The sequence below is a fragment of the Variovorax sp. CCNWLW225 genome (genome assembly GCF_037204045.1).
GTDB lineage: Bacteria > Pseudomonadota > Gammaproteobacteria > Burkholderiales > Burkholderiaceae_C > Variovorax.
Map to the genome: position 1 here is coordinate 99991 of NZ_JBBCBV010000008.1, position 21821 is coordinate 121811.

Genomic DNA, 21821 nt, shown 5'->3' on the forward strand with positions numbered 1-21821 from the left:
GGAAGAAGACGCAGGCCAGCCTGCGGCGAATCAGAAAGTTTTAAGCAGCTCGACAGCGGGAGCGGTCATGCTGGGCACGAACTCGATCACGTGAGTGCTTGCCACGCCGCTCTGCACGAACGGGTCGCGTGCCAGCACCGCGTCGAGCGCGGCCCGGTCGCCCGAGCGCGCGAGGATCACGCCGCCCTTGCGCGGCACCTGCCGGCCCGAAGCCACGAAGAGGCCGCTTGCGTAGTGCTTTCGTAGCCATGTCATGTGCCCATCCATCAGCGCATCGAGCTCTTCAAGCGGACGGATGTAGGTGAGAGTGACGATGAACATGGACGAGGCGGCAAGTAGATCTGGAACTTGCAATCCTATGGCCTGAAGCGTGGGCATTCCGTGACACGAGAAGTAACGGAGTGATCTATGTTTTGCAGCTTCTGCTAACTTCTTTTTCATTGTTTCAACGCCCAGAGGAGTCGTTCAATGCCGCTTCAGTCGCCGCGTTTTTTGCCGCCTGGTTTCGTACCGCCATATCTTCTGGACCGGCTGGCCGAGCGTGCGAGCGCGCATGCAAGCGCGCGGGCGGCGCAAACGCTGATGATCGATCGCGAGCACCGCGGCCTTCGCGAGGCGGTAGCCACGACGCAAGGCGTCTCGTCGGGCCGGCCACCGGCTTATGTGCGGCGCGGCGCGCCCCAGCGCGCCGTTCACGACGCGGAGCACACCATGAGCCTGCCCGGCCGGCTGGTGCGCGCCGAAGGGCAGGCACCCACACGCGACATTGCAGCCGACGAGGCCTACGACTACCTGGGCGCCACCTACCGGCTATACCGCGACATCTACGAGCGCGACTCCATCGACAACGCCGGCATGCCGCTCACGGGCAGCGTGCACTACGGCAACGACTACGACAACGCGTTCTGGAACGGCAAGCAGATGGTGTTCGGCGATGGCGACGGCGAAGTCATGAACCGCTTCACCATCGCGGTGGACATCATCGGCCACGAGCTGACGCACGGCGTCATCGACCACGAGTCGGGCTTGATCTACCAGGGGCAGTCGGGCGCGCTCAATGAATCGGTCTGCGACGTGTTCGGTGTTCTGGTCAAGCAGCACTTGCTCAAGCAGACGGCGCAGCAGGCCGACTGGCTCGTAGGTGCGGGGCTTTTCACCGCCAAGGTAGAGGCACGCGCTCTGCGTTCGATGGCCGAGCCCGGCACGGCTTACGACGATCCGGTGCTCGGCAAAGACCCGCAGCCCGCCCACATGAAAGACCTGGTCGTCACGCGGCAGGACAATGGTGGCGTGCACATCAATTCCGGCATTCCGAACCGCGCTTTCTATCTTGCGGCCACCGCCATCCAGGGCCCGGCCTGGGAGACTGCGGGCCGCGTCTGGTACGACACCGTGTGCGACAGGCGGCTGCGCCAGGATTCTGACTTCCTGGCCTTCGCGCAACTGACGGTGGAGAATGCGGCCAGGCGCTTCGGCGCCGACAGCGCGGCGCACAAGGCCATCGGCGCCGCATGGAACACCGTGGGGGTCACACCATCATGATTCAGCTTCCGCCTTTGGACCAGGCTACGGTCGTGCGAGTGACGCGCGAAGGCGGCGTTGCCTACCTGCCGGGCCTTTCGCGGCCGCGCAGCTACCAGTTGGGCAATTGCAGCGAAGAACTGCGCCAGCAGATCGGCGAGGCTTTGCAAAGCGCCGCACCGCATGCAGAGCAGCGCGGCGGACCCGCCTCGCCGGGCGGCGACCAGCGCTTCTACCGCGTGGAAGTGGTGGTGGAAAGCGCCACCACGCATTCGGGTTCGGTCAGCTTCGAAGTGCCAGAGAACGAAGCGCCGGAAGCGTTGGTGCATCTCTGGAAAGACGCGGCCGACCGCTGAGCGCGGCCTCGGTTCAGAGCCCACCGCGAATCGTCGACACCACGAGCCACACGTTGGCCGAGCTGATCACGCCGAACAGCCCCCACGCCAACAGCTTGACCACGGTGCCGTTGGCAAAGCCGCCCATCATTGCGCGGCTGCTCGTGAAGCGGATCAGCGGCCACATTGCGAACGGCAGCTGGAAGCTCAGCACCACCTGGCTCAGCACCAGCATCTTGCCCACGCCGCCGTCGCCGAACCACCACACGCCCAGAAAGGCCGGCCCGAGTGCCAGCGCCCGCGTGATGAGGCGGCGCTGCCAGCACGGAATCTTCAGGTCGAGAAAGCCTTCCATGATGATCTGGCCCGCAATGGTGCCGGTGAAGGTCGAGCTCTGGCCCGATGCCAGCAGCGCAATGCCGAACAGCGTGGCCGCCACCGCACTGCCCACGATGGGTTCGATGAGCCGGTAGGCATCGTCGATCTCCGTCACTTCCACATGGCCTGTGCTGTGGAAGGCACTGGCCGCCAGCACCATGATGGCCGCGTTGACCAGCAGCGCGAGCGAAAGCGAGATGACCGCGTCGAAGGTGCAGAAGCGCACCGCCTCGCGCCGCGCCGCATCGCTGTCGGCCACCAGCCGGGTCTGCACGATGGATGAATGCAGGTACAGGTTGTGCGGCATCACCGTGGCGCCGACCACGCCGATGGCAAGGTACAGCGCACCGGGCTGCTGCAGCCGCTCGAAGCTCGGCGCAAAGCCCATGGCCACGCCAAACCAGTTGGGCTGCGACATTGCAAGCTCCACCACGAAACAGCCCGCGATGGTGCCCACCAGCCCGAGCACGATCGCTTCGACGCGCCGGAAGCCAGCGCCTTGCAGCCCGAGCACGAGCAGCGTGTCGAATGCCGTGATCGCAATGCCGACCGGAATCGACACGCCGAACAGCAGGTGCAAGGCGAGGGCGCTGCCCAGCACCTCCGCCAGGTCGCAGGCCACGATGGCGAGTTCCGCGCCCAGCCACAGAAAGCGGCTGACGCGCGGCGAATAGTGCTCGCGGCAAGCGCGGGCAAGATCTTTCTGCGCCACGAGGCCGAGCCGCACGCACAGCGTTTGCAGCAGCATGGCCGCCAGGCTCGCAAGCAGCACCACGAAGAGCAGGCCGTAGCCGAAGCGCGAGCCGGCCTCGATGTCGGTCGCCCAGTTGCCCGGGTCCATGTAGCCGACCGACACCAGCAGCCCGGGCCCCGCATAGCGCAGCAGCTTCTTGCCGAAGGGCAGGTCCTGCGGGACCGCCACGCTGCCTTTGACTTCGGAAGGGCAGAAGGGCGCGGTGGCGGTGCGGGGCAGGGGAAAGAACATGCGGACGATGATAGGGTGGCGCATCGGGTCTCGCGCGGGACCGACACCAAAGCGTCGGATCTTTTAGATTCGACGCTCGCCATCCATTACCGTCACAACACCGGAGTCCATTGCAATGATCCACGTCGTCGCCGTCATTACCGCCAAGCCCGGCCAGCGCGCCCAGTTGCTCGAAGCCTTTGCCGCCAACCGCGCGGCCGTGCTGGCTGAAGAGGGCTGCATCGAGTACAGCGCCACGGTCGACGCGCAGGGCGTTCCGACGTCGAAAGCGAGCTTCGGGCCCGACACTTTCGTGGTGATCGAGAAGTGGGAAACGCTGGCCCACCTGCAGGCGCATGGTGTCGCACCGCACATGAAGGCTCATGGCGAGAAGACCAAGGCGCTGGTCGAGAGCAAGGTGATCCACGTGCTCGAACCCGTCTAAGAGATCGGGCAACGGGCCTTCGCGCGCGGCGCAATGCCTGCTACCCTCGCGCCGGGATCAGGCATCCCGAGGAGGGAATCACGGCATGGCGATCTTCTGCAGACCGCGCGGCTGGCGCGTGCGCGCTTTCACCTTGAGCCTGGGCGCAATGGCCGCGGCCGTGCTGTCGGCCGGTTGCGCGCAACTCGCTGCGCCGCCCTACGCGGCCGACTACGAAGCGCTCGACCGGCTCGAGGCCACGCGCCCCGGCATGGTGGCCGTGGCCAAGGTGCAGCCGACTGATCCGAACGACAAGATCAACAGTTTGAGCCTGCGCCGCGCGAGGCTGCTTTCGCCCAGCGGCACCTTCGCGCAATACCTGGAAGACGCGCTGATGCGCGACCTGGGCGAAATATCGGCCTACGACCCCAAGGCGCCCACCCGCATCGCGGCGCGAATACTGGTCAACGAACTCGACCTTGGCGTGATCAACGGCACGGGCCGCATGGACGTGGAGGTGGTGGTTACGCGCGCCAACGCGCAGCGGCTGCGCAAGACCTACCGCGGCGAAATCGCCTTCGATTCGAGCTACGCGAACATCGTCGCCGTGCCCGCCGGACAGGCCGCCTACCCGAGGCTGGTGCGCGCGCTTTTGCGGCAGGTGTATGCCGACCCGCAATTCATCGCGGCCATTGCGCCGTAGAACCGGAATGAGCCGCACCATGTCGTTCGCCTTTTCTTCGGCCGCACGCCTGTGCGCCGCCGCTGCGCTCGCGGCCTTGCTGGCCGCCTGCTCCCATCCGATCACCATGATCACCGAGACCGCGCCGCCGCGGTCGATGGCCCACCTCATCCCGAAGAAGGTGGCCTATGTGATGACTGACGCCCAGCGCGACCAGCAGGTGACGAGCCCCGGCGGCAGCGGCGACCGCGTGAGCTACTACCCTTACCGCGATCTGGAAAAATCGATTCGCGATGCGCTGCGCGCGGTGTACCGCGACGTGATCGTGCTGCGCACCGCCGGCGACGCCAAGGCCAATGAGGCGGCGGGCGTGTCGCTGGTGTTCACGCCGCAGATCAAGACCGGTTCGAGCTCGTCTTCATGGGTGACCTGGCCGCCCACTTCGTTCACCGCCGAGGTGAACTGCGTGGTGAGCGACACCGCGGGCGCCGAGGTCACGCGCGTGCGCGCGGTGGGCAACGGCTCGGCGGATTTCGGCGAGTTCAACGGCGACTATGGGCTCGCCGCCCGGCGCGCGGCCAAGCAGATGACTTCGCAGCTCAGCAGTGAGATTCGCAGAAACGAGAAGCTGCGTTGAAGCACTGCACTTGTCGGCCGGACGCATAAAAAAACGCGCCCATGAGGCGCGTTTTTCATTGCAGCGTCGAAGCCTTACTTCGAGACGACCTTCACCATTTCCAGGCACTTGTTCGAGTAGCCCCATTCGTTGTCGTACCAGCTCACGAGCTTGACGAAGGTGCCGTCGAGCGCAATGCCGGCTTCGGCGTCGAAAATCGAGGTGCGCGGGTCGCCGCGGAAGTCGGTAGCCACCACCTTGTCTTCGGTGTAGCCCAGCACGCCCTTGAGTGCGCCTTCGCTCTGCGACTTCATTTCGGCGCAGATTTCCTTGTACGTGGCTTCCTTCTCGAGCTCGACCGTGAGGTCGACCACCGACACGTCGGAGGTCGGCACGCGGAAGCTCATGCCGGTGAGCTTCTTGTTGAGCTCGGGGATCACCACGCCCACGGCCTTGGCAGCGCCGGTGCTCGAGGGAATGATGTTTTCCAGGATGCCGCGGCCGCCGCGCCAGTCCTTGTTGCTCGGGCCGTCAACGGTCTTCTGCGTGGCGGTGGCGGCGTGCACGGTGGTCATCAGGCCGCGCTTGATGCCCCACTTGTCGTTCAGCACCTTGGCGAGCGGGGCCAGGCAGTTGGTGGTGCAGCTGGCGTTGCTCACGATGGCTTCGCCGGCGTACTTCTTGTCGTTCACGCCGTAGACGAACATGGGGGTGTCGTCCTTCGACGGGGCCGACATGATCACCTTCTTGGCGCCCGCATCGAGGTGCTTCTGGCAGGTTTCCTTGGTGAGGAAGAGGCCGGTCGACTCGAGCACGATGTCGGCGCCGACTTCGTTCCACTTCAGCTGCGAGGGATCGCGCTCTTGCGTGAGGCGGATCTTCTTGCCGTTGACGATCAGCATGTTGCCTTCAACCGTGACTTCGCCCTTGAAGCGGCCATGCACCGAGTCGTACTGGAGCATGTAGGCCAGGTAGTCGGGCTCGAGCAGGTCGTTGATGGCGACGATCTCGATGTCGTTCTTGAAGTTCTGCACCGCGGCGCGCAGCACGTTGCGGCCGATGCGGCCGAAGCCGTTGATACCGAGTTTGATAGCCATCTGATTTGCTCCTAAGGTTGAAAAACTTGTGATCTGACGGAAAGAAGAAACGCCTGGCTGCCGGCTCAGTCGCGCAGGGCGGCTTCGACGGTGGCGGCAACGTTCTCTGCCGTGAAACCGAAATGCTTGAACAGCGCCGGTGCGGGTGCCGACTCGCCGTAGCTGTCGATGCCCACGACGGCCGCGCAGCCGTATTTCCACCAGCCGCCGGTGCAGCCCATTTCGACGGCGATGCGCGGCAGCTTCTTGGGCAGCACGCTCTTCTTGTAGGCCACGTCCTGGCGATCGAAGGTGGTGGTCGAGGGCATCGACACCACGCGCACGGCAATTTTCTTCTCGGCCAGCAATTTCTGCGCGGCAAGGGCCAATTGCACTTCGGAGCCGGTGGCAATGATGACCGCAGCGGTCTTCTTGCTCTTGAGGCCGACGGCCTCGGGCTCCGACAGCACATACGCACCGCGGCTGATGTCGCCGAGGTCGCCCTTTGGCGCATAGGCAATGTTCTGGCGGCTGAGCAGCAGCGCCGTGGGGCGCGACTGGTTCTGCAGCGCCACGGCCCAGGCCACGGCGGTTTCGGCCGTGTCGCCCGGACGCCAGACGTCGAGGTTGGGAATCAGACGCAGCGAGGCGACGTGCTCGATCGACTGGTGCGTGGGGCCGTCTTCGCCCAGGCCGATGGAGTCGTGCGTGAACACGTGCACCACGCGGCGCTTCATCAGCGCGGCCATGCGGATGGCGTTGCGGCTGTAGTCGCTGAAGGTAAGGAAGGTGCCGCCGTAGGGAATGAAGCCGCCATGCAGCGCCACGCCGTTCATGATGGCCGCCATGCCGAACTCGCGCACACCGTAGTTGATGTGGCGGCCGATCACGCCGTGGGGCGGCTCGGCCTTGTCGGCGGTGCTGTCGGGCTTGGGCTCGTCTTCGGCGCCCTGGGCGGGCTGCTGCGGCTGGCCCATGACCACGGCACCGGTCTTCGCATCGAAGCGCAGGGCCGCGGTGCTCTTGGTGTTGGTGAGGTTGGAGCCGGTGAGGTCGGCGCTGCCGCCGAGCATTTCGGGCAGGGCTGCAGTGAAGGCCTCCAGCGCCAGCTGGCTGGCCTTGCGGCTGGCCACGGTTTCGCCCTTGGTGTGGGCGGCCACCACGGTGTCGAACGCCACCTGGTGGAAGTTCTTGGGCAGCTCGCCCTTCATGCGGCGGGTGAACTCGGCGGCCAAGCCCGGGAAGGCTTCAGCGTAGGCGGCGAACTTGTCGTTCCAGGCGGCTTCGGCCCTGGCGCCCTCGGCCTTGTGGTCCCAGTCGGCGTAGGCTTCCTGCGGCACTTCGAAGGCAGGGTACGGCCACTCCAGCGCGGCGCGGGTGAGGGTGATTTCATCGGCGCCCAGCGGCTCGCCGTGGGCCTTGGCGGTGTTGGCGCGGTTCGGGCTGCCCTTGCCGATCTGCGTCTTGCAGATGATGAGGGTGGGCTTCGAATCTTCCTTCTTGGCCTTGGCGATGGCCTTGGACACGTCCTTGGCGTCGTTGCCGTCGATCGGGCCGATGACGTTCCAGCCGTAGGCCTTGAAGCGTTCTTCGGTGTTGTCGATGAACCAGGGCCTGACCTGGCCGTCGATGCTGATGCCGTTGTCGTCGTACAGCGCAATCAGCTTGTTCAGGTGCCAGGCGCCGGCCAGCGCGCAGGCTTCGTGGCTGATGCCTTCCATCATGCAACCGTCGCCCAGGAAGGCGTAGGTGTGGTGGTCGACGATGTCGTGGTTCTTGCGGTTGAATTCGGCCGCGAGCAGCTTCTCGGCCAATGCAAAGCCCACGGCGTTGGTAATGCCCTGGCCCAGCGGGCCGGTGGTGGTTTCCACGCCGGGGGTCACGTCGACCTCGGGATGGCCGGCGGTCTTGCTGTGCAGCTGGCGGAAGTTCTTGAGCTCGCCGATGGGCAGGTCGTAACCCGTGAGGTGCAGCACCGCATACAGCAGCATCGAGGCGTGGCCGTTCGAGAGCACGAAGCGGTCGCGGTCGAACCAGTGCGGGTTGGCCGGGTTGTAGCGCAGGTGTTCGCCCCAGAGTGCGACGGCCATGTCGGCCATGCCCATCGGTGCGCCCGGATGTCCGGAGTTAGCTTGTTGGACGGCATCCATGGCCAGCGCGCGAATCGCGTTGGCCATCAGGGCTTGGTTTGCCATGGGCGGTGGACTTTCGGGGAATGTGGATTGGGGGGAACCCGCGATTTTACCGGGCTCGCTCCAACCCGCTCCAATACGGCCTGAACACCCGACTGATGTTCTTTGGCGACACCCGGACTGCTAGAGTTGCCACCCATGCACGGGCTGCACCTCACCGCCGATCTCCACGACTGTCAATGCGCAATGCAATGGCTCACCGACAAGGAGGCGCTCGGCGCCGTTTGCCTGAAGGCCGTCACGGCCGCCGGGCTGCAGCCGGTGGGCAAACTGGTGCACGGGTTTCCGGCCACTCCGCAGGGGCCGGGCGGCGTCACAGCCACGGTGCTGCTGGCCGAATCGCACCTGTGCATCCACACCTGGCCCGAGCAGCGCGGCGCCACGCTCGATGTGTATGTGTGCAACTTCGGCGCCGACCATTCGGCCAAGGCGCATGCGCTGATGGAATGCCTGGTGGCGCTGTTCCAACCCGGCCGCAGCGAACGCAACGAGCTCGTACGCGGCCAGGTCGGCCAGGTGGCCGCTTGAAGCCGGCGCCCTCCTCGGTGCGAGCCATGATCCTCGCGGCCGGCCGCGGCGAGCGCATGCGGCCGCTGACCGACACCACGCCCAAGCCGCTGCTCGAAGTGCGCGGCAAGCCGCTGATGCAATGGCCCATGGAAGCCCTGGCGGCCGGCGGATTTACCCAACTGGTGGTCAACACCGACTGGCTGGGCGAGCAGATTTCCGGCCGCTTCGGCCCCGAATCGCAGCTTGGCGAGCAGCGCGCGCTATCAATTTCATATTCCGACGAAGGCCGCGACTTTGGCGGCGCGCTGGAAACGGCGGGCGGCATCGTGCGCGCGCTGCCGCGGCTGGGCGATATTTTCTGGGTGGCGGCCGGCGATGTGTTCGCGCCGGATTTCGCCTTCACGCAAGCCTCGGTGGAGCGCTTTGCGGCAAGTGGCAAGCTCGCGCACCTGTGGCTGGTGCCCAACCCGCCGCACAACCCGAAGGGCGATTTTGGCCTCTCGGCCGAGGGTTTGGCGCTCAATTCGGCGGCCGAGAAGTACACCTTCTCGACCATCGGCCTGTACCGCGCCGCGCTCTTTTCGCCGCCTTACTGCAGCATTCCCGCCGGCAACCCGGCGGGCCTCAAAGCCCCGCTGGCACCCATCTTGCGCGCCGCGATGGACAATGAACTCGTGAGCGCCGAGCTCTACACCGGGCCCTGGACCGATGTGGGAACGCCCGAACGGCTTCTTCAACTGAACACGCCAAGATGACCTCAGAAGACAACAAGATCTACGCCGAGCGCCGCGCGCGCCTCGCCTCGCAACTGGGCAAGGACGGCATCGCCATCGTGCCGACCGCGCCCGAGCAGCAGCGCAACCGCGACACCGACTTCCTGTTTCGGCACGACAGCTACTTCTATTACCTGACAGGCTTTACCGAACCGAACGCCTGGCTGGTGCTGGCGGGCGACGGCCGTAGCACGCTGTTCTGCGCGCCCAAAGACCTGGAGCGCGAGATCTGGGACGGCTACCGCCTGGGCCCCGACGCGGCCCCCGAGGCGCTAGGCGTGACGGAGGCCTTTTCGGTCAACGACCTCGACGCCAAGCTGCCCAAGCTGCTCGAGAACAGGTCGACCGTGTGGTTTCCGTTCGCCACCCACAAGGGGCTCGAAACCCGCGTCGACGGCTGGCTTCAATCGGTGCGCGCGCGCGTGCGCTACGGGGCGCTGTGTCCGCAGGAGCAGCACGACCTGTGCGGCCCGCTCGACGAAATGCGGCTGATCAAGGACGCGCACGAGCAGGACATCATGCGGCGTGCCGCGCAGATCAGCGCCAGGGCGCACATTCGCGCGATGCAGCTTTCGGCCCGCATGCTGCGCGAGGGCAAGGACGTGCGCGAATACCACCTCGATGCCGAGCTGCTGCACGAGTTCCGCCTGGGCGGCTCGCAGTACCCGGCCTACGGCTCCATCGTGGCGGCGGGCGCCAATGCCTGCGTGCTGCACTACCGCGCCGACGCGGCGCCGGTGCGAAGCGGCGAGCTGGTGCTCATCGACGCCGGCTGCGAGCTCGATGGCTACGCGAGCGACATCACGCGCACCTTTCCGGCCAACGGCAAGTTCAGCGGCCCGCAGCGCGCGCTGTACGACCTGGTGCTTGCCAGCCAGGACGCATCGGCCGCAGCCACCAAGGCCGGCAACCGCTTCAACGACCCGCACGACGCGGCCGTGAAGGTGCTGGCGCAGGGCATGCTCGACCTGGGCCTGCTCGACGCAAACAAGGTGGGCAGCGTCGACGACGTGATCGACTCGCGCGCCTACTTCCAGTTCTACATGCACCGCACCGGCCACTGGCTGGGCATGGACGTGCACGACTGCGGCAGCTACGTCGAGCCCACGCAGGTGGGCGAAGTGAGCGAGCGAAAAGATCCGCTGTCGAACGAGGTCATCAAGAACCGGCCGAGCCGCATCCTGCATCCGGGCATGGTGCTGACGCTGGAGCCCGGCATCTACGTGCGGCCCGCCGACGGCGTGCCCGAGCAGTTCCACAACATCGGCATTCGCATCGAGGACGACGCCATCGTCACGGCCACCGGCTGCGAACTTATTTCGCGCGGCGTGCCGGTGAAGGCGGACGAGATCGAGGCACTGATGCGAGCTTGACCGCTCGCTGAGACACCGGCGGCGGCGCATGCCGCGCCTGCAGGAAGTCAATGAAGACCCGCAGCTTGCGCGGTATTTGCGCGGAGCTCGGGTGATAGAGATAGAAGCCCGGAAAGGTCGGCCACCAGGGCTCGAGCAGCGGCACCAGCCGCCCATTGTCCAGATCGCCGCGCACCACGCCTTCAAAAGCCACCATGATGCCCGCGCCGTCGCGCGCGGCGGCCAGCAGCACGTCGCCGTCGTTGCTGATCAACGGGCCGGCCACTTCGACATCGAGCACGCGGCCGTCCTGCGCGTACTCCCACCGATAAAGGCCGCCGGTGGTCAGGCGGTAGTTCATGCACCGGTGCTCGCGCAGGTCTTCGGGCGTCTTCGGCAATTTGCGTTTTGCGAGGTAGCGCGGCGACGCAACAGTCACCATGCGTTGCGGCCCGCCCATCGGCAACGCCACCACGTCTTGCGCCAGGCTTTCGCCAAGCCGGATGCCCGCATCGAAACCGCCTTCGACCAGATCGACCATGCGGTTGTCGCAAACCAGTTCGAGCGTGATGTCGGGAAACGCTTCGGCAAAGTCCCCCAGGTGCGGATACAGCAGGAGCTCCGCCGACGCGCGCGCAACGTTCAGCCGCAGCAGCCCCGCCGGCTTGTCGCGCGCCTCATTGATGCCTTCGACCGTTTGCGCGAGCGCGGCAAGCGCCGGCTGCGCACCCTTCAGCAGCTGCTGGCCCAGTTCGGTCACGCCCACGCGGCGCGTGGTGCGATCGAGCAGGCGCACGCCCAGCCGCCGCTCGAGCGTGCGCAAGGTCTGCGACAGGGCCGAAGGCGAGACACCCAGTTCTTCCGCCGCTCGCGTGAAGCTGGCGTGGTGCGCAACGCGTGCGAAGGCGGCAATGGCGGGAAGCAGTTCGGGCGACATGCGCCCGATTATCGAGACCGCGGCAGACTCAGGCTACTTGGCCTGCAGCAACGCCCCCGCTTCAAGCAGCACCAGCTCGTTGTCGTCGGCCTTGTTCGGCTCGCGGCTGCTGGAGAACGGCAGGTTGTTGTCGTTGCCCACGACGATGTGCGTCGCATCGACCACATCGACGTTCTCGATGGTGAAGAACGGGAACTTGAGCACGCCGTCGTTCAGCGGCTTGCGCGCGAGCTTGGCCGGGTCGGCGATGTTCAGCAGGTCGATGTAGCCGATCTTGCGCACCGCACCGCCCACGTTGGCGTCGTTCAGCTCGACCTTGTAGATGCGCTTGAACTTGGCGATGTCGTGGAAGCAGTCGGTACGCTTCTGGCCTTCGGGGCAGGCCTTGTCGCTGGTGCCTTCGCCGTTGTCGCGCTCGATGATGAGGCCCGTGGTGCCATCGATCATGTTGAAGTCGCCGATGGCATGGCCGTTGGCCTCGAGCACGTAGTGCCAGTGGCGGCCCGTCCACTTTTCGGAGGCCACGTCGAACTCCAGCACGCGCAATGCTTCCTTGCCGTCCTGTTTCTCGTAGTCCTTGGTCTCCGCGTTCCACACCGGGCCTTCGAGCAGCGCATAGAGCTTGCTGCCGTCTTTCGACGCCGCCATGCCTTCGAAACCCTTGGAGCGCTTGACCTGGAAATCGACCGCGCCACCCGGTGCCCCCGGCGTGGTGACCGACGGATGGTCAGGCGAGCGTACGGCCTTGCCGCCCACCAGCGTGTCGAACACCGCGAGCACCTTGCCCTTCAGGTCGGCCTTGATCAGGAAGGGACCGAACTCATCGCCGATCCACATCGCACCGCCGGCAAACTGCAGGCTCTCGGGATCGAAGTCGGACCCCGTGAGGTAGCGCTGCTTCGTGCCTTCATGAACGATGCGGAAGGGCACCTTCTTGTCGGGGTCATGCAGGAAAACGGTGTCGAGGCGGTTGAACTTGCCGCTCTTGAAGTCCACCTTGTAGTGGTTCAGGTAGAGCATGAAGTCGGGCGAATTGGCCTTGGCGCCCGCACCGTTGTCGGTAAGGATCCAGAACGAGCCGTCGTCCATCTTCTTGATGCCCGAATGGCCCTGCAGCGACTGGCCCTTGAAGGGCACCGAAACGCCCGTGCCTCGCCCGCCCGAGAGACCTTCCACAGTGCCCAGCGCCTCCACGCGCTTGCCCGAGGTGAACTTGCCGCTCACTTGCAGATCGGCCGGCGCGTCCTTGGGCGCGGCCACGAAGCTCTGCGCGGGCAGCACGGCATGGCCGGCGAGCGTGACCGGAAAAACGGTCTGTGCGGCGGCGTTGCCGCAAGCAAATGCGCCGGCAAGGGCGACGAAGGAGAGAGAAGCGATGCGCGTCATGAGAGCAAGCAGAAAGGTTTCAATCGAAACGGGAGACCATGCCGATTGCGCGTGACGCGGCCATGACATGCAGCGTTCAGAACTGGAGCGAAGGCTTGTTCGCCAGAAGCCGGGACACGGCCAGTGCGGCGAGGATCGTCACGCGGCGACCATGCCCGCAACGTGCCCACGCGTAAACGCTTCTTCAAAGATGGAGTAGCCCGACCAGTCCGCATGCGCGAACGAGAGACGCCCGGCGGCAACGTGGCCGCGGTGCGCAGTACCCATGCGTGCCAACAGGCCCGGCGTTGGAATGGCCATGGCGTGGCCGTAGCGGGTGATCTCGACGCGCGTAGCCAGCTCCGGCAGGTCCGGATGCGGCACCGAGAGCTCGGCAAGCAGGTCGTCGCGCCATCCGGTCCAGGGGCGGTCCTGCAACAGGCGGCGTCCGTCCACCGAGTCGTAGCTGCTCGGCCCGAGGGGGCGGTACCAGCTGATGACGGTGCCGCGCGGCGTAGGGTCGAGCGTCTGGTGGCGCGCATCGACGTACCCCAGGCCGCGTGTGCCGTACACGACGTTGTCCCAGCTCGGCGCCGCGCCGGGGCGGTCGGCAAACGGGCCACTCAGGTGCACGTTGGCGACCAGCCAGGGCGCATAGCGCGTGTGCGCGACGGCATTGCGCAGCACCTCCGGCGCGTTCTCGACGATGCGGGCGGCGATGAACACCGGCAGCGCGACGATGCAGCGCTCGGCCTGCCAGCGCACCAGCGATTTCGTTTCGGCGTCCCAGGCGTCGACCTCCACGCCCCCGCGCAGATCGGCGATGCGCGTGACGACCTGCCCCGTATGCAACCGGTCACCCAGGGGCTCGGCGAGCCGCTTGGTGAGCCAGCCGTTGCCCTCGGGCCAGGTGAGCACGCCGTCGCGTTCGGGGCTCGAATCCGCACCGACGCCCGACGAACCCGGCGCATGAAACCCGTGCCGGCTTGCGAAATAGTGGATGCCGGCCCAAGCCGAAACATGGGCGATGCCGGCGCCGTAATCGTCGCGGCAGCAGTAGTCGAGGTACCAGCGCAGTTGCGGATCGCTGAAGCCTTCGCTGTCGAGCCAGCGCTCGAACGGAACGGCGTCAAGCGCGAGCAGCTCGGGGGTTGCCGCCACCTTGAGCGCGGGAATGGCGAAATGCGCCGCGTGCTGCAGCGCATCGATTCGTTGCGCGAACTTGCGGTACTGCGCATGGGTGCTCTCGCCGACGTCATGCACGGGCAGGAGGCCGTCCTGCCATTCGCCGCGAAAGAACAGGCGCTCCTGCGGGCTGTGGCAAAGGTTGCGTTCGTCGTATTCCCAGCGCCCGGCCACGCGGCGGCGCAGGCCCAGTTCCTCCAGCAGGTCTTGCACCTCGCGGGCGTTGTCGTCGGGCACCGGCAGGTAATGCGCGCCCAGCGGGCAGGCAATGCCGTTGACCATGCCGGCACGGGAGTTGCCGCCGGCCGTGTCTTCGAGTTCGAGCAGGGCGAAGTCTTCGATGCCCGAAAGCCGCAAGGCGCGCGCCGCGGCAAGGCCTGCAACGCCGCCTCCGGCGATGACCACGCGCGTGCGCTTCACGGTTGCAGGGGCCTGGCTCTTGAGCCCGCCGTCGCGCATGGCGTGGCCTCGCGCCATGTCGATGCCGGTGAAGCCGCCTTCGATGATTGGCTGCGGCGCCTCGCAGCCCGCGAGGGCAAAGGCGCCCGCCGCACCCACTGCACCGAGAAAATCGCGCCGCTGCATGCCGGGGCTAGTGCGTCATGACCTTGCCCCACTCTTGTTCGTAAGTGGTGACGAGAGTCTGGTTCGACAGGCGGTTGACCTCGGCCGGCACACGCGCCATGTCGAGTGGAAAGTCGAACATCAACGGCAATGTCGAAGGTGCCAGGAAACGCAGTCCGGAGGGCAGCGCATCCGGCATGCGGTACGGGCGGCGGCTGGCGATGATGTAGCCCCACTCGCCGAAGCTCGGTACATGCGCGTGATACGGCGTGGCCTTCAGACCGACCGACTCGATGGTGGTTGCCACGGTCCAGTAGCTCTTGCGCGCCACCAGCGGCGATGTGGTCTGGATCACCGCGTAGCCGCTCGCGGAAAGACGCTTTTCCAGCAGCGAATAGAAGCTGTTGGTGTAGAGCTTGCCGATGGCAAAGTTGGTCGGGTCGGGAAAGTCCACCACGATGACGTCGAACATGTCTCCGGGTTGCTGCAGCCACTGGAAGGCGTCGGTGTTGACGACCTTCACCTTGGCCGACGACAGCGCATGTCCGTTGAGCGCAGCCAGCGTTTCATGCCCGGTAAAAAGCTGGGTCATGTTCGGATCGAGCTCCACCAGCGTGACCGATTCGACCGACGGGTACTTGAGAATCTCGCGCACCGCCATGCCGTCTCCGCCGCCGAGCACCGCCACTTTCTTCGGTGCGCCGTGCGCGGCCATTGCCGGGTGAACGAGCGCCTCGTGGTAGCGGTATTCGTCGCGCTCGGCGAACTGCAGGTTGCCGTTCAGGAACAGTCGGTGCCCGAGTTGCCCGCGCGTGACCACGATGCGCTGATAGGGCGAACTGGCGCTGAACACGATGTGGTCCTGGTAGAACTTGTCTTCGGCCAGCGTGGTGATGTGGTCGGCCCACACAAAGGCGCCAAGCAGCGCCGCGAGCGCAAGAAAGCAAGCCACCGCGTGGGCACCCATGCGGCGCAGTTCATGGCGAAACAGCCATAGCGCCCACACGGCCACGGCCGCGTTCATGAAGCCGAACAAGAGCCCCGTGCGAATCATGCCGAGCTGCGGCACCAGGATGAGCGGAAAAGCCACCGACACGGCCAGCGCACCGAGATAGTCGAAGGTGAGCACCTGCGATACCAGGTTCTTGAGCTGGATGTTGCGCTTGAGGATGCGCATCACGAGCGGTATCTCGAGCCCCACCAGCGTGCCCACCACCATCACCAGGCCGTAGAGCAGCAGGCGGAAGGCGCCGGGCACATACGCGTTGGCCAGGAAAAGAATGGCCGGCAGCGCGCCGCCGATGAGCGCAACCAGCAGTTCGATGCGAAGGAAATGCGCGGGCAGCTGCCGCTCGAAATAGCGCGAGAGCCACGAGCCGACGCCCATGGCGAAGAGATAGGTGCCGATGATGGTGCTGAACTGCAGCACCGAGTCGCCGAGCAGGTAGGAGCTCAGCGCGGCCGCGGTCAGTTCATAGACCAGGCCGCAGGCGGCCACCACGAACACGCTGGCGAGCAGCGCAATTTCAACGGGCTGCGGCCCCTTGGCCGGCGGCGCCGGACTGACAGGAGCGTCCACGGAAGCAAGCAAGCGCTAATGGATTGCCGCGGCCACGATGACGCAGATGCCCAGGCTCATTGCCGCGACCACCAGCCCCAGCGCGACGTTCTGCTTCTCGACGATCTCGCCCCACAAATCGTAGGGCGTGAGCTTGTCGATGATCAGGAAGCACAGCCAGAAGATCAGCACGCCAAGCAGCGCATACACGAGCGATCCGAGGACCACGCCCGGTTTCAGCCATTCAAATCCCATGGGGACCTCCAGTCGTAGTAGCAGTAGTGAGAGAAGACATCGCGAGAAACTCCGCCGTCATTTGTGGCCGCCGCCGCTCGAATAGCCGCCGTACGAGCCGCCCGTGCTGCGCGAGCTCGAACAGTTTTGCACGCTCGGGTCGCAACGCGACGAGCAGGTGCTCAGAATGATGAGCAGAACGATGACGATGATCACGATGAAGATGATCGTGCCGCAGCCCATGCCCGACGCAGCGCTGACGGGCAGTGCGTCGCCGCGCACGAACATGTCCTTCTTGTCGTCGAGCTTGAACGCGGCGGACACCGCGCCGCTGTCGAGCTTGCTGCCCGATGACCACGTCAGTTCGTTGGCCGAGCGCTCCATCGACAGCAGTGCATTGCCGCTGGCGAAGTCGCGGTTGAAGGTTTTCTGTCCGCGCTCCACCTGCCAGTAGAACTCGCCCGCCACATAGGTGGTTTCGGCGTTGTAGGCGTATTGCTGGGTGTAGCGCTTGCCAAGGTAGCTGGCGCTGCTGCCGTTCTCGGCCATGACCGGTGCGCCGGTGGTCGGCTTGACCATGCTCCAGCCGTCTTCGGCGTCGACCAGGAAGCTGAAGCCGCGCTTCTTGTTGTACAGCAGGTACTCGCTCCAGCCGAAGTGCTCGTCGTCGCCCGGCTCGGTGCCCATGCGGTGCTGGAAGCCCACCACCTGCCACTGTGCGCCCTGCAACTGGCCCACGCTGCCGATGGCGATGAGCGGGCGAACGGGTTCGTTCTGCTCCGCGTGCTTCAGCTCGCCGCCAATGCCTTGCGACAGGTCGATGATGCTGTCGCACGAGCCGCAGGTGATGCTCTTGCTGTCGGCCAGGTTGACGGTAACGGGCGCGCCGCAATTGGGGCAGTTGAAGGCGCGGCCTTTTTCGTCCTTGGCGGATTCGTCGCGCAGGCCGCTGAGCTGCAGGTCTTCGAGCTGTACCGAGCGGCCCAGGTACGCGCCCGGAGGCTGCGTGCTGTAGTCGAGACTGAGCACCAGCCCGTTGCCGCTGCGCAGCTCGACCATGGGGAACGAGCGGCCCAGTTCCGGCAGATGCGAGAGCTCGCCCTGGGCGGAAAGCAGCGCCACCTGTTCGTTCGACGAAACGGTGTAGCTCTGGCCGTTGAACGCGCTGGTGGCGCCCACGCGCAGGTCGGTGGGCGGCGGCGCGACGCGCTGCAGTTCGAACGGCAGCGCAAAGACATAGGCGCCGTTGTCCTCGCTCAGGACGCCGGCTCGGCCGTCGTCGAGAGCGGCAATCCATTCGGTCCAGCGCCCGCCCGGGTGGCTGTATTGCAGGCGCCCGACGATGGTGAACGGCTGGTCCTGGATGCGGCCGGCTGCAAGCAGCTGCAGCGGACTGAAGTCGTCGAACAGCTCGGCCATCTTGCCGATGCGCGCGAGCGTGTCGCCTTGGCGCACGACGGTGCTCTGGCAATACGGGCACACCGCATGCGTCGATTGCGCGGAACGGAATTCGACCGGTGCGCCGCAGCCAGGGCAGGGCGCACGGTAGGCGCGCTGGGCGCCTGGTTGCTCAGCCATTGCCGGTGCTTAGACCAGCTTCTTGAGCAGCTCCGCCTTCTTGGCGTCGAACTCTTCCTGCGTGAGGATGCCCTTGGTCTTGAGCTCGCCGAGCTTTTCGAGCGTGGTCATGACGTCGTTCGGGCTCACCACGGCAACAGCAGGCTGCTGCTGGGTTGCCGCAGCCTGCGCCGCTGCGTTGGGGCTCAGGCCCTGCGCGAGGTTTTGCGCCAGCACCTGGCCGAGCGCCACGCCGGCACCCAGGCCCATGGCGTCGCCCGCAATGCCGCCGCCGTTGGCAGCGCCCTCGGCAAACTTGGGAATGGCTTGCGCGGTCTGGTATTGCATGAACTTGCCCATGTCGTTGCCGACCATGCCCATGCCGATCTTCTGGTCGAGGATCTTCTGCAGCTCTTCGGGCAGCGAGACGTTCTGGACCGTGATGTTCTCGAGCTTGATGCCGATCTTCTCGAACTCGGGCACCAGCTGCGCGGCCAGCGCCTGCGCAAACTGGATCTGGTTGGCCGCAAGGTCGAGAAAGGGCACGCCGCTGGAGGCAATGGCGTTGCTGATGTTCTGCAGCACCAGGCCGCGCAGCTGGCCGTCGAGGTCCGCCACGCTGTAGATGTCGCGCGTGCCGGAAATCTCGGTGTGGAACAGCTTGGCGTCGCCAATGCGGAACGAGTAGTTGCCGAAGGCGCGCAGGCGCACGGCGCCGAAGTCCTTGTCGCGGATGGTGATGGGCTGCGGCGTGCCCCACTTCTGGTCGACCTGCTGGCGCGTGCTGAAGAAGTACACGTCGCTCTTGAAAGGGGATTCGAAGAGCTTGTCCCAGTTCTTCAGGTACGTGAGCACGGGCAGCGTCTGCGTCGTGAGCTTGTACATGCCGGGGCCGAACACGTCGGCCACCTGGCCTTCGTTGACGAACACGGCCACCTGCGACTCGCGCACGGTGAGCGAGGCGCCGTTCTGGATTTCCATCTCGGCCATGGGGAAACGCCAGGCCAACGTGCCATCGCCAGTCTCGGTCCACTGGATGATGTCGATGAACTGTTTCTTGATGAAATCCATCAGGGCCATGGCCGCTCCTCGTCGAATTTTTTTACAGACTGCGCATATTGCCACATCGCCTTGACAGGCCGGCGTGCTTTCGGCAAGGCCCATGCCCCGCCATGCGGCCTATGGCGTCATGGGCCGAGGTCTACAATCGGCGCCCCCAGAAGAAGCGCCACCAGGAGCAACGGCACATGTCCGATTCGACGAACTCATCGACCCCTACGCCCGAAGACAAGCGCGCCGAGTTGCGGCGCGCCGCCCTCGAGTACCACGAGCTTCCGGTGCCGGGCAAGATTGCCATCGCCGCGACCAAGCAGATGGTGAACCAGCGCGACCTGTCGCTGGCCTATTCGCCCGGCGTGGCCGCGCCCTGCGAGGAAATCGTCAAGGACCCGGCCAACGCCTTCAAGTACACGGCGCGCGGCAACCTGGTGGCGGTGATCACCAACGGCACCGCCGTGCTGGGCCTCGGCGACATCGGCCCGCTGGCGGCCAAGCCGGTGATGGAAGGCAAGGGCGTGCTTTTCAAGAAGTTCGCCGGCGTGGACGTGTTCGACATCGAAATCGACGAAAAGGACCCCGCCAAGCTGGTCGAGGTGATCGCCGCGCTGGAGCCGACCTTCGGCGCCATCAACCTCGAAGACATCAAGGCCCCCGACTGCTTCTACGTCGAGCGCGAGCTGCGCAAGCGCATGAAGATCCCGGTGTTCCACGACGACCAGCACGGCACGGCCATTACGGTGGCCGCGGCCATGCTCAACGGCCTGAAAGTGGCGGGCAAGGACATCACCCAGGTCAAGCTGGTCACCTCCGGCGCGGGCGCCGCGGCGCTGGCCTGCCTGAACCTTCTGCTCAAGGTGGGCCTGAAGCGCGAGAACGTGTTCGTGACCGACCTGGCCGGCGTGGTCTACGAAGGCCGCGAAGAGCTTATGGACGACGACAAGCGCCAGTACATGCAGAAAACCACGGCGCGCACGCTCGCCGAGGTGATCGAAGGCGCCGACGTGTTCCTGGGCCTGTCGGCCGGCGGCGTGCTCAAGCCCGCCATGGTGGCCAAGATGGCGCCCCGCCCGGTGATCTTTGCGCTGGCCAACCCGAACCCCGAGATCTCGCCTGAAGACGCCCATGCGGTGCGTCCCGACGTGATCATGGCCACGGGCCGCACCGACTACCCGAACCAGGTCAACAACGTCCTGTGCTTCCCGTACATCTTCCGCGGTGCGCTCGACTCGGGCGCCACCACCATCACCGACGAGATGGAAATTGCCGCGGTGCACGCCATTGCCGATCTGGCGCAGGCCGAGCAGAGCGAACGGGTGGCCGCCGCCTACGTCGGCGAAAAGCTGTCTTTCGGCCCTGAATACCTCATTCCGAAGCCGTTCGATCCGCGCTTGATGATGAAGATCGCTCCGGCGGTGGCCAAGGCCGCGGCGGAGAGCGGCGTGGCCACGCGCCCCATCAAGGACATGGACGCCTACCGCGACCGCCTGCAGAGCTTCGTCTATGCCTCGGGCACCACCATGAAGCCGATCTTCGACGCCGCCAAGCGGGCGCAGAAGAAGCGCGTGGCGTACTGCGAGGGCGAGGAAGAGCGCGTCCTGCGCGCCGCGCAGATCGTGGTGGACGAAGGCATTGCCCGCCCCACGCTGATCGGCCGCCCGGCCATCATTGCTCAGCGCATCGAGAAGTTCGGCCTGCGCCTGAAGGAAGAGCTCGACTACGACATCGTCAACGTCGAGCAGGACCACCGCTACCGCGACTTCTGGCAGACCTACCACCGCATGACGGAGCGCAAGGGCCAGACGGTTCAAACCGCCAAGATCGAGATGCGCCGCCGCCTGACGCTGATCGGCGCCATGCTGCTGCACAAGGACGAGGTCGACGGCATGATCTGCGGCACCTGGGGCACCACGCTGATCCACCTGCACTACATCGACCAGGTGATCGGCAAGCGCCCCGGCGGCTGCGAAAGCACCCCGCAGGACGTGCCGGTGTACGCCTGCATGAACGGCCTGCTGCTGCCCGACCGCCAGGTGTTCCTGGTCGACACCCACGTCAACTACGACCCCTCGCCCGAGGAGCTGGCCGAAATCACGACCATGGCGGCCGAGGAAATGATGCGCTTCGGCCTCAAGCCCAAGGCCGCGCTGTTGTCGCATTCCAACTTCGGCACCAGCAACGAGCCCAGCGCGGTCAAGATGCGCAAGACGCTCGACCTGCTGCGCGTACAGGCGCCTTGGCTCGAAGTGGACGGCGAAATGCACGGCGACGTGGCGCTCGACAGCAAGCAGCGCGCGGTCGTCATGCCGCACAGTGCGCTCGCGGGCGACGCCAATCTGTTGGTTTTTCCGAACATCGATGCAGCCAATATTTCTTACAACCTGCTCAAGACCGCGGCAGGCGGAAATATCGCCATCGGCCCGGTGCTGCTCGGTGCCGCCAAACCTGTGCATATTCTCACGGCCAGCGCAACTGTTCGACGCATCGTGAACATGACAGCTTTGACTGTCGCCGACGCAAACGCGGAGCGATAAGCTCTCTG

The 21821-nt window shown here is 65.7% G+C and carries 20 protein-coding genes; 9 read left to right on the forward strand and 11 right to left on the reverse strand.

Annotated elements, in window-relative coordinates; all coding sequences use genetic code 11:
- Positions 1-30: 30 nt before the first annotated feature.
- A complete protein-coding gene (locus V9L20_RS15600) occupies positions 31-321 on the reverse strand; it encodes a YciI family protein (RefSeq protein WP_157616473.1) in 291 nt (96 codons plus the stop codon).
- Between the two features lie 147 nt (positions 322-468).
- Here V9L20_RS15600 and V9L20_RS15605 point away from each other — a divergent pair, with 147 nt between their 5' ends.
- Complete coding sequence (locus V9L20_RS15605; RefSeq protein ID WP_337297284.1) at positions 469-1542, forward strand: M4 family metallopeptidase; 1074 nt, start codon at positions 469-471, stop codon at positions 1540-1542.
- Positions 1539-1877 (forward strand): protealysin inhibitor emfourin, encoded by a 339-nt coding sequence (locus tag V9L20_RS15610; RefSeq protein WP_337297285.1) that lies wholly within the window; start codon positions 1539-1541, stop codon positions 1875-1877. The genes V9L20_RS15605 and V9L20_RS15610 overlap by 4 nt, the downstream gene beginning before the upstream one ends.
- Before the next feature lie 13 nt (positions 1878-1890).
- Here V9L20_RS15610 and V9L20_RS15615 read toward each other — a convergent pair whose 3' ends face one another.
- A complete protein-coding gene (locus tag V9L20_RS15615) occupies positions 1891-3219 on the reverse strand; it encodes an Nramp family divalent metal transporter (protein ID WP_157616476.1) in 1329 nt (442 codons plus the stop codon).
- Positions 3220-3334: 115 nt separating this feature from the next.
- Here V9L20_RS15615 and V9L20_RS15620 point away from each other — a divergent pair, with 115 nt between their 5' ends.
- The 3 genes from V9L20_RS15620 to V9L20_RS15630 all read left to right on the forward strand — a co-directional run bounded on the left by V9L20_RS15620 (position 3335) and on the right by V9L20_RS15630 (position 4941).
- Positions 3335-3643, forward strand: a complete 309-nt coding sequence (locus tag V9L20_RS15620; RefSeq protein WP_337297286.1) for a putative quinol monooxygenase — start codon at positions 3335-3337, stop codon at positions 3641-3643.
- Between the two features lie 85 nt (positions 3644-3728).
- Positions 3729-4325 (forward strand): hypothetical protein, encoded by a 597-nt coding sequence (locus V9L20_RS15625; RefSeq protein ID WP_258503070.1) that lies wholly within the window; start codon positions 3729-3731, stop codon positions 4323-4325.
- A gap of 19 nt (positions 4326-4344) precedes the next feature.
- The gene (locus V9L20_RS15630) at positions 4345-4941 is read left to right on the forward strand and encodes a hypothetical protein (protein ID WP_337297287.1); all 597 of its coding nucleotides are present in this window, start codon (positions 4345-4347) and stop codon (positions 4939-4941) included.
- A 74-nt stretch (positions 4942-5015) separates the two neighbouring features.
- On the opposite strand, the gene gap is transcribed toward V9L20_RS15630, so the two are convergent.
- Both gap and V9L20_RS15640 read right to left on the reverse strand, forming a co-directional pair.
- Positions 5016-6017, reverse strand: a complete 1002-nt coding sequence (gap, locus tag V9L20_RS15635; RefSeq protein WP_126749283.1) for a type I glyceraldehyde-3-phosphate dehydrogenase — start codon at positions 6015-6017, stop codon at positions 5016-5018.
- A 65-nt stretch (positions 6018-6082) separates the two neighbouring features.
- Positions 6083-8191 (reverse strand): transketolase family protein, encoded by a 2109-nt coding sequence (locus tag V9L20_RS15640; RefSeq protein WP_337297288.1) that lies wholly within the window; start codon positions 8189-8191, stop codon positions 6083-6085.
- 135 nt (positions 8192-8326) lie between these two features.
- Between V9L20_RS15640 and speD the strand changes: the two genes are divergently transcribed.
- Genes speD through V9L20_RS15655 form a run of 3 tightly spaced genes read left to right on the forward strand, consistent with a single transcriptional unit; the run spans position 8327 to position 10844 of the window.
- Positions 8327-8716, forward strand: a complete 390-nt coding sequence (gene speD, locus V9L20_RS15645; protein WP_258503074.1) for an adenosylmethionine decarboxylase — start codon at positions 8327-8329, stop codon at positions 8714-8716.
- Positions 8717-8742: 26 nt separating this feature from the next.
- Positions 8743-9453 (forward strand): nucleotidyltransferase family protein, encoded by a 711-nt coding sequence (locus tag V9L20_RS15650; protein ID WP_274708771.1) that lies wholly within the window; start codon positions 8743-8745, stop codon positions 9451-9453.
- A complete protein-coding gene (locus tag V9L20_RS15655; protein ID WP_337297289.1) occupies positions 9450-10844 on the forward strand; it encodes an aminopeptidase P N-terminal domain-containing protein in 1395 nt (464 codons plus the stop codon). The genes V9L20_RS15650 and V9L20_RS15655 overlap by 4 nt, the downstream gene beginning before the upstream one ends.
- Here V9L20_RS15655 and V9L20_RS15660 read toward each other — a convergent pair.
- From V9L20_RS15660 to V9L20_RS15690, 7 genes are all read right to left on the reverse strand, one after another.
- Entirely contained in the window at positions 10786-11760 is a 975-nt protein-coding gene (locus V9L20_RS15660; protein WP_337297290.1) for a LysR family transcriptional regulator, read from the reverse strand. The genes V9L20_RS15655 and V9L20_RS15660 overlap by 59 nt on opposite strands.
- Positions 11761-11793: 33 nt before the next feature.
- Positions 11794-13146, reverse strand: a complete 1353-nt coding sequence (locus V9L20_RS15665) for an esterase-like activity of phytase family protein (RefSeq protein ID WP_337297291.1) — start codon at positions 13144-13146, stop codon at positions 11794-11796.
- A gap of 138 nt (positions 13147-13284) precedes the next feature.
- Positions 13285-14895: an FAD-dependent oxidoreductase gene (locus V9L20_RS15670; protein WP_337297292.1), complete on the reverse strand. Its 1611-nt coding sequence runs from the start codon at positions 14893-14895 to the stop codon at positions 13285-13287.
- Positions 14896-14902: 7 nt separating this feature from the next.
- Positions 14903-16453 (reverse strand): polyamine aminopropyltransferase, encoded by a 1551-nt coding sequence (locus V9L20_RS15675; protein ID WP_337297293.1) that lies wholly within the window; start codon positions 16451-16453, stop codon positions 14903-14905.
- Positions 16454-16468: 15 nt separating this feature from the next.
- Positions 16469-16687: a DUF350 domain-containing protein gene (locus tag V9L20_RS15680; protein WP_015868006.1), complete on the reverse strand. Its 219-nt coding sequence runs from the start codon at positions 16685-16687 to the stop codon at positions 16469-16471.
- Positions 16688-16744: 57 nt separating this feature from the next.
- Positions 16745-18244, reverse strand: a complete 1500-nt coding sequence (locus tag V9L20_RS15685; RefSeq protein ID WP_258503084.1) for a DUF4178 domain-containing protein — start codon at positions 18242-18244, stop codon at positions 16745-16747.
- 9 nt (positions 18245-18253) lie between these two features.
- The gene (locus tag V9L20_RS15690) at positions 18254-19303 is read right to left on the reverse strand and encodes an SPFH domain-containing protein (protein ID WP_157616494.1); all 1050 of its coding nucleotides are present in this window, start codon (positions 19301-19303) and stop codon (positions 18254-18256) included.
- A gap of 167 nt (positions 19304-19470) precedes the next feature.
- Between V9L20_RS15690 and V9L20_RS15695 the strand changes: the two genes are divergently transcribed.
- A complete protein-coding gene (locus V9L20_RS15695; protein ID WP_281148894.1) occupies positions 19471-21813 on the forward strand; it encodes an NADP-dependent malic enzyme in 2343 nt (780 codons plus the stop codon).
- The last annotated feature ends 8 nt before the right edge of the window (positions 21814-21821 follow it).

What these genes read in the sequence shown, in the direction of transcription:
- V9L20_RS15685 (WP_258503084.1), bottom strand. Translation starts at nt 18,244, where the DNA reads ATGGCTGAGCAACCAGGCGCCCAGCGCGCCTACCGTGCGCCCTGCCCT.
- V9L20_RS15630 (WP_337297287.1), top strand. Translation starts at nt 4,345, where the DNA reads ATGTCGTTCGCCTTTTCTTCGGCCGCACGCCTGTGCGCCGCCGCTGCG.
- V9L20_RS15650 (WP_274708771.1), top strand. Translation starts at nt 8,743, where the DNA reads ATGATCCTCGCGGCCGGCCGCGGCGAGCGCATGCGGCCGCTGACCGAC.
- V9L20_RS15665 (WP_337297291.1), bottom strand. Translation starts at nt 13,146, where the DNA reads ATGACGCGCATCGCTTCTCTCTCCTTCGTCGCCCTTGCCGGCGCATTT.
- V9L20_RS15680 (WP_015868006.1), bottom strand. Translation starts at nt 16,687, where the DNA reads ATGGGATTTGAATGGCTGAAACCGGGCGTGGTCCTCGGATCGCTCGTG.
- V9L20_RS15620 (WP_337297286.1), top strand. Translation starts at nt 3,335, where the DNA reads ATGATCCACGTCGTCGCCGTCATTACCGCCAAGCCCGGCCAGCGCGCC.
- V9L20_RS15660 (WP_337297290.1), bottom strand. Translation starts at nt 11,760, where the DNA reads ATGTCGCCCGAACTGCTTCCCGCCATTGCCGCCTTCGCACGCGTTGCG.
- V9L20_RS15690 (WP_157616494.1), bottom strand. Translation starts at nt 19,303, where the DNA reads ATGGCCCTGATGGATTTCATCAAGAAACAGTTCATCGACATCATCCAG.
- V9L20_RS15670 (WP_337297292.1), bottom strand. Translation starts at nt 14,895, where the DNA reads ATGCAGCGGCGCGATTTTCTCGGTGCAGTGGGTGCGGCGGGCGCCTTT.
- V9L20_RS15640 (WP_337297288.1), bottom strand. Translation starts at nt 8,191, where the DNA reads ATGGCAAACCAAGCCCTGATGGCCAACGCGATTCGCGCGCTGGCCATG.
- V9L20_RS15605 (WP_337297284.1), top strand. Translation starts at nt 469, where the DNA reads ATGCCGCTTCAGTCGCCGCGTTTTTTGCCGCCTGGTTTCGTACCGCCA.
- V9L20_RS15610 (WP_337297285.1), top strand. Translation starts at nt 1,539, where the DNA reads ATGATTCAGCTTCCGCCTTTGGACCAGGCTACGGTCGTGCGAGTGACG.
- V9L20_RS15625 (WP_258503070.1), top strand. Translation starts at nt 3,729, where the DNA reads ATGGCGATCTTCTGCAGACCGCGCGGCTGGCGCGTGCGCGCTTTCACC.
- V9L20_RS15615 (WP_157616476.1), bottom strand. Translation starts at nt 3,219, where the DNA reads ATGTTCTTTCCCCTGCCCCGCACCGCCACCGCGCCCTTCTGCCCTTCC.
- V9L20_RS15695 (WP_281148894.1), top strand. Translation starts at nt 19,471, where the DNA reads ATGTCCGATTCGACGAACTCATCGACCCCTACGCCCGAAGACAAGCGC.
- V9L20_RS15600 (WP_157616473.1), bottom strand. Translation starts at nt 321, where the DNA reads ATGTTCATCGTCACTCTCACCTACATCCGTCCGCTTGAAGAGCTCGAT.
- V9L20_RS15655 (WP_337297289.1), top strand. Translation starts at nt 9,450, where the DNA reads ATGACCTCAGAAGACAACAAGATCTACGCCGAGCGCCGCGCGCGCCTC.
- speD (WP_258503074.1), top strand. Translation starts at nt 8,327, where the DNA reads ATGCACGGGCTGCACCTCACCGCCGATCTCCACGACTGTCAATGCGCA.
- gap (WP_126749283.1), bottom strand. Translation starts at nt 6,017, where the DNA reads ATGGCTATCAAACTCGGTATCAACGGCTTCGGCCGCATCGGCCGCAAC.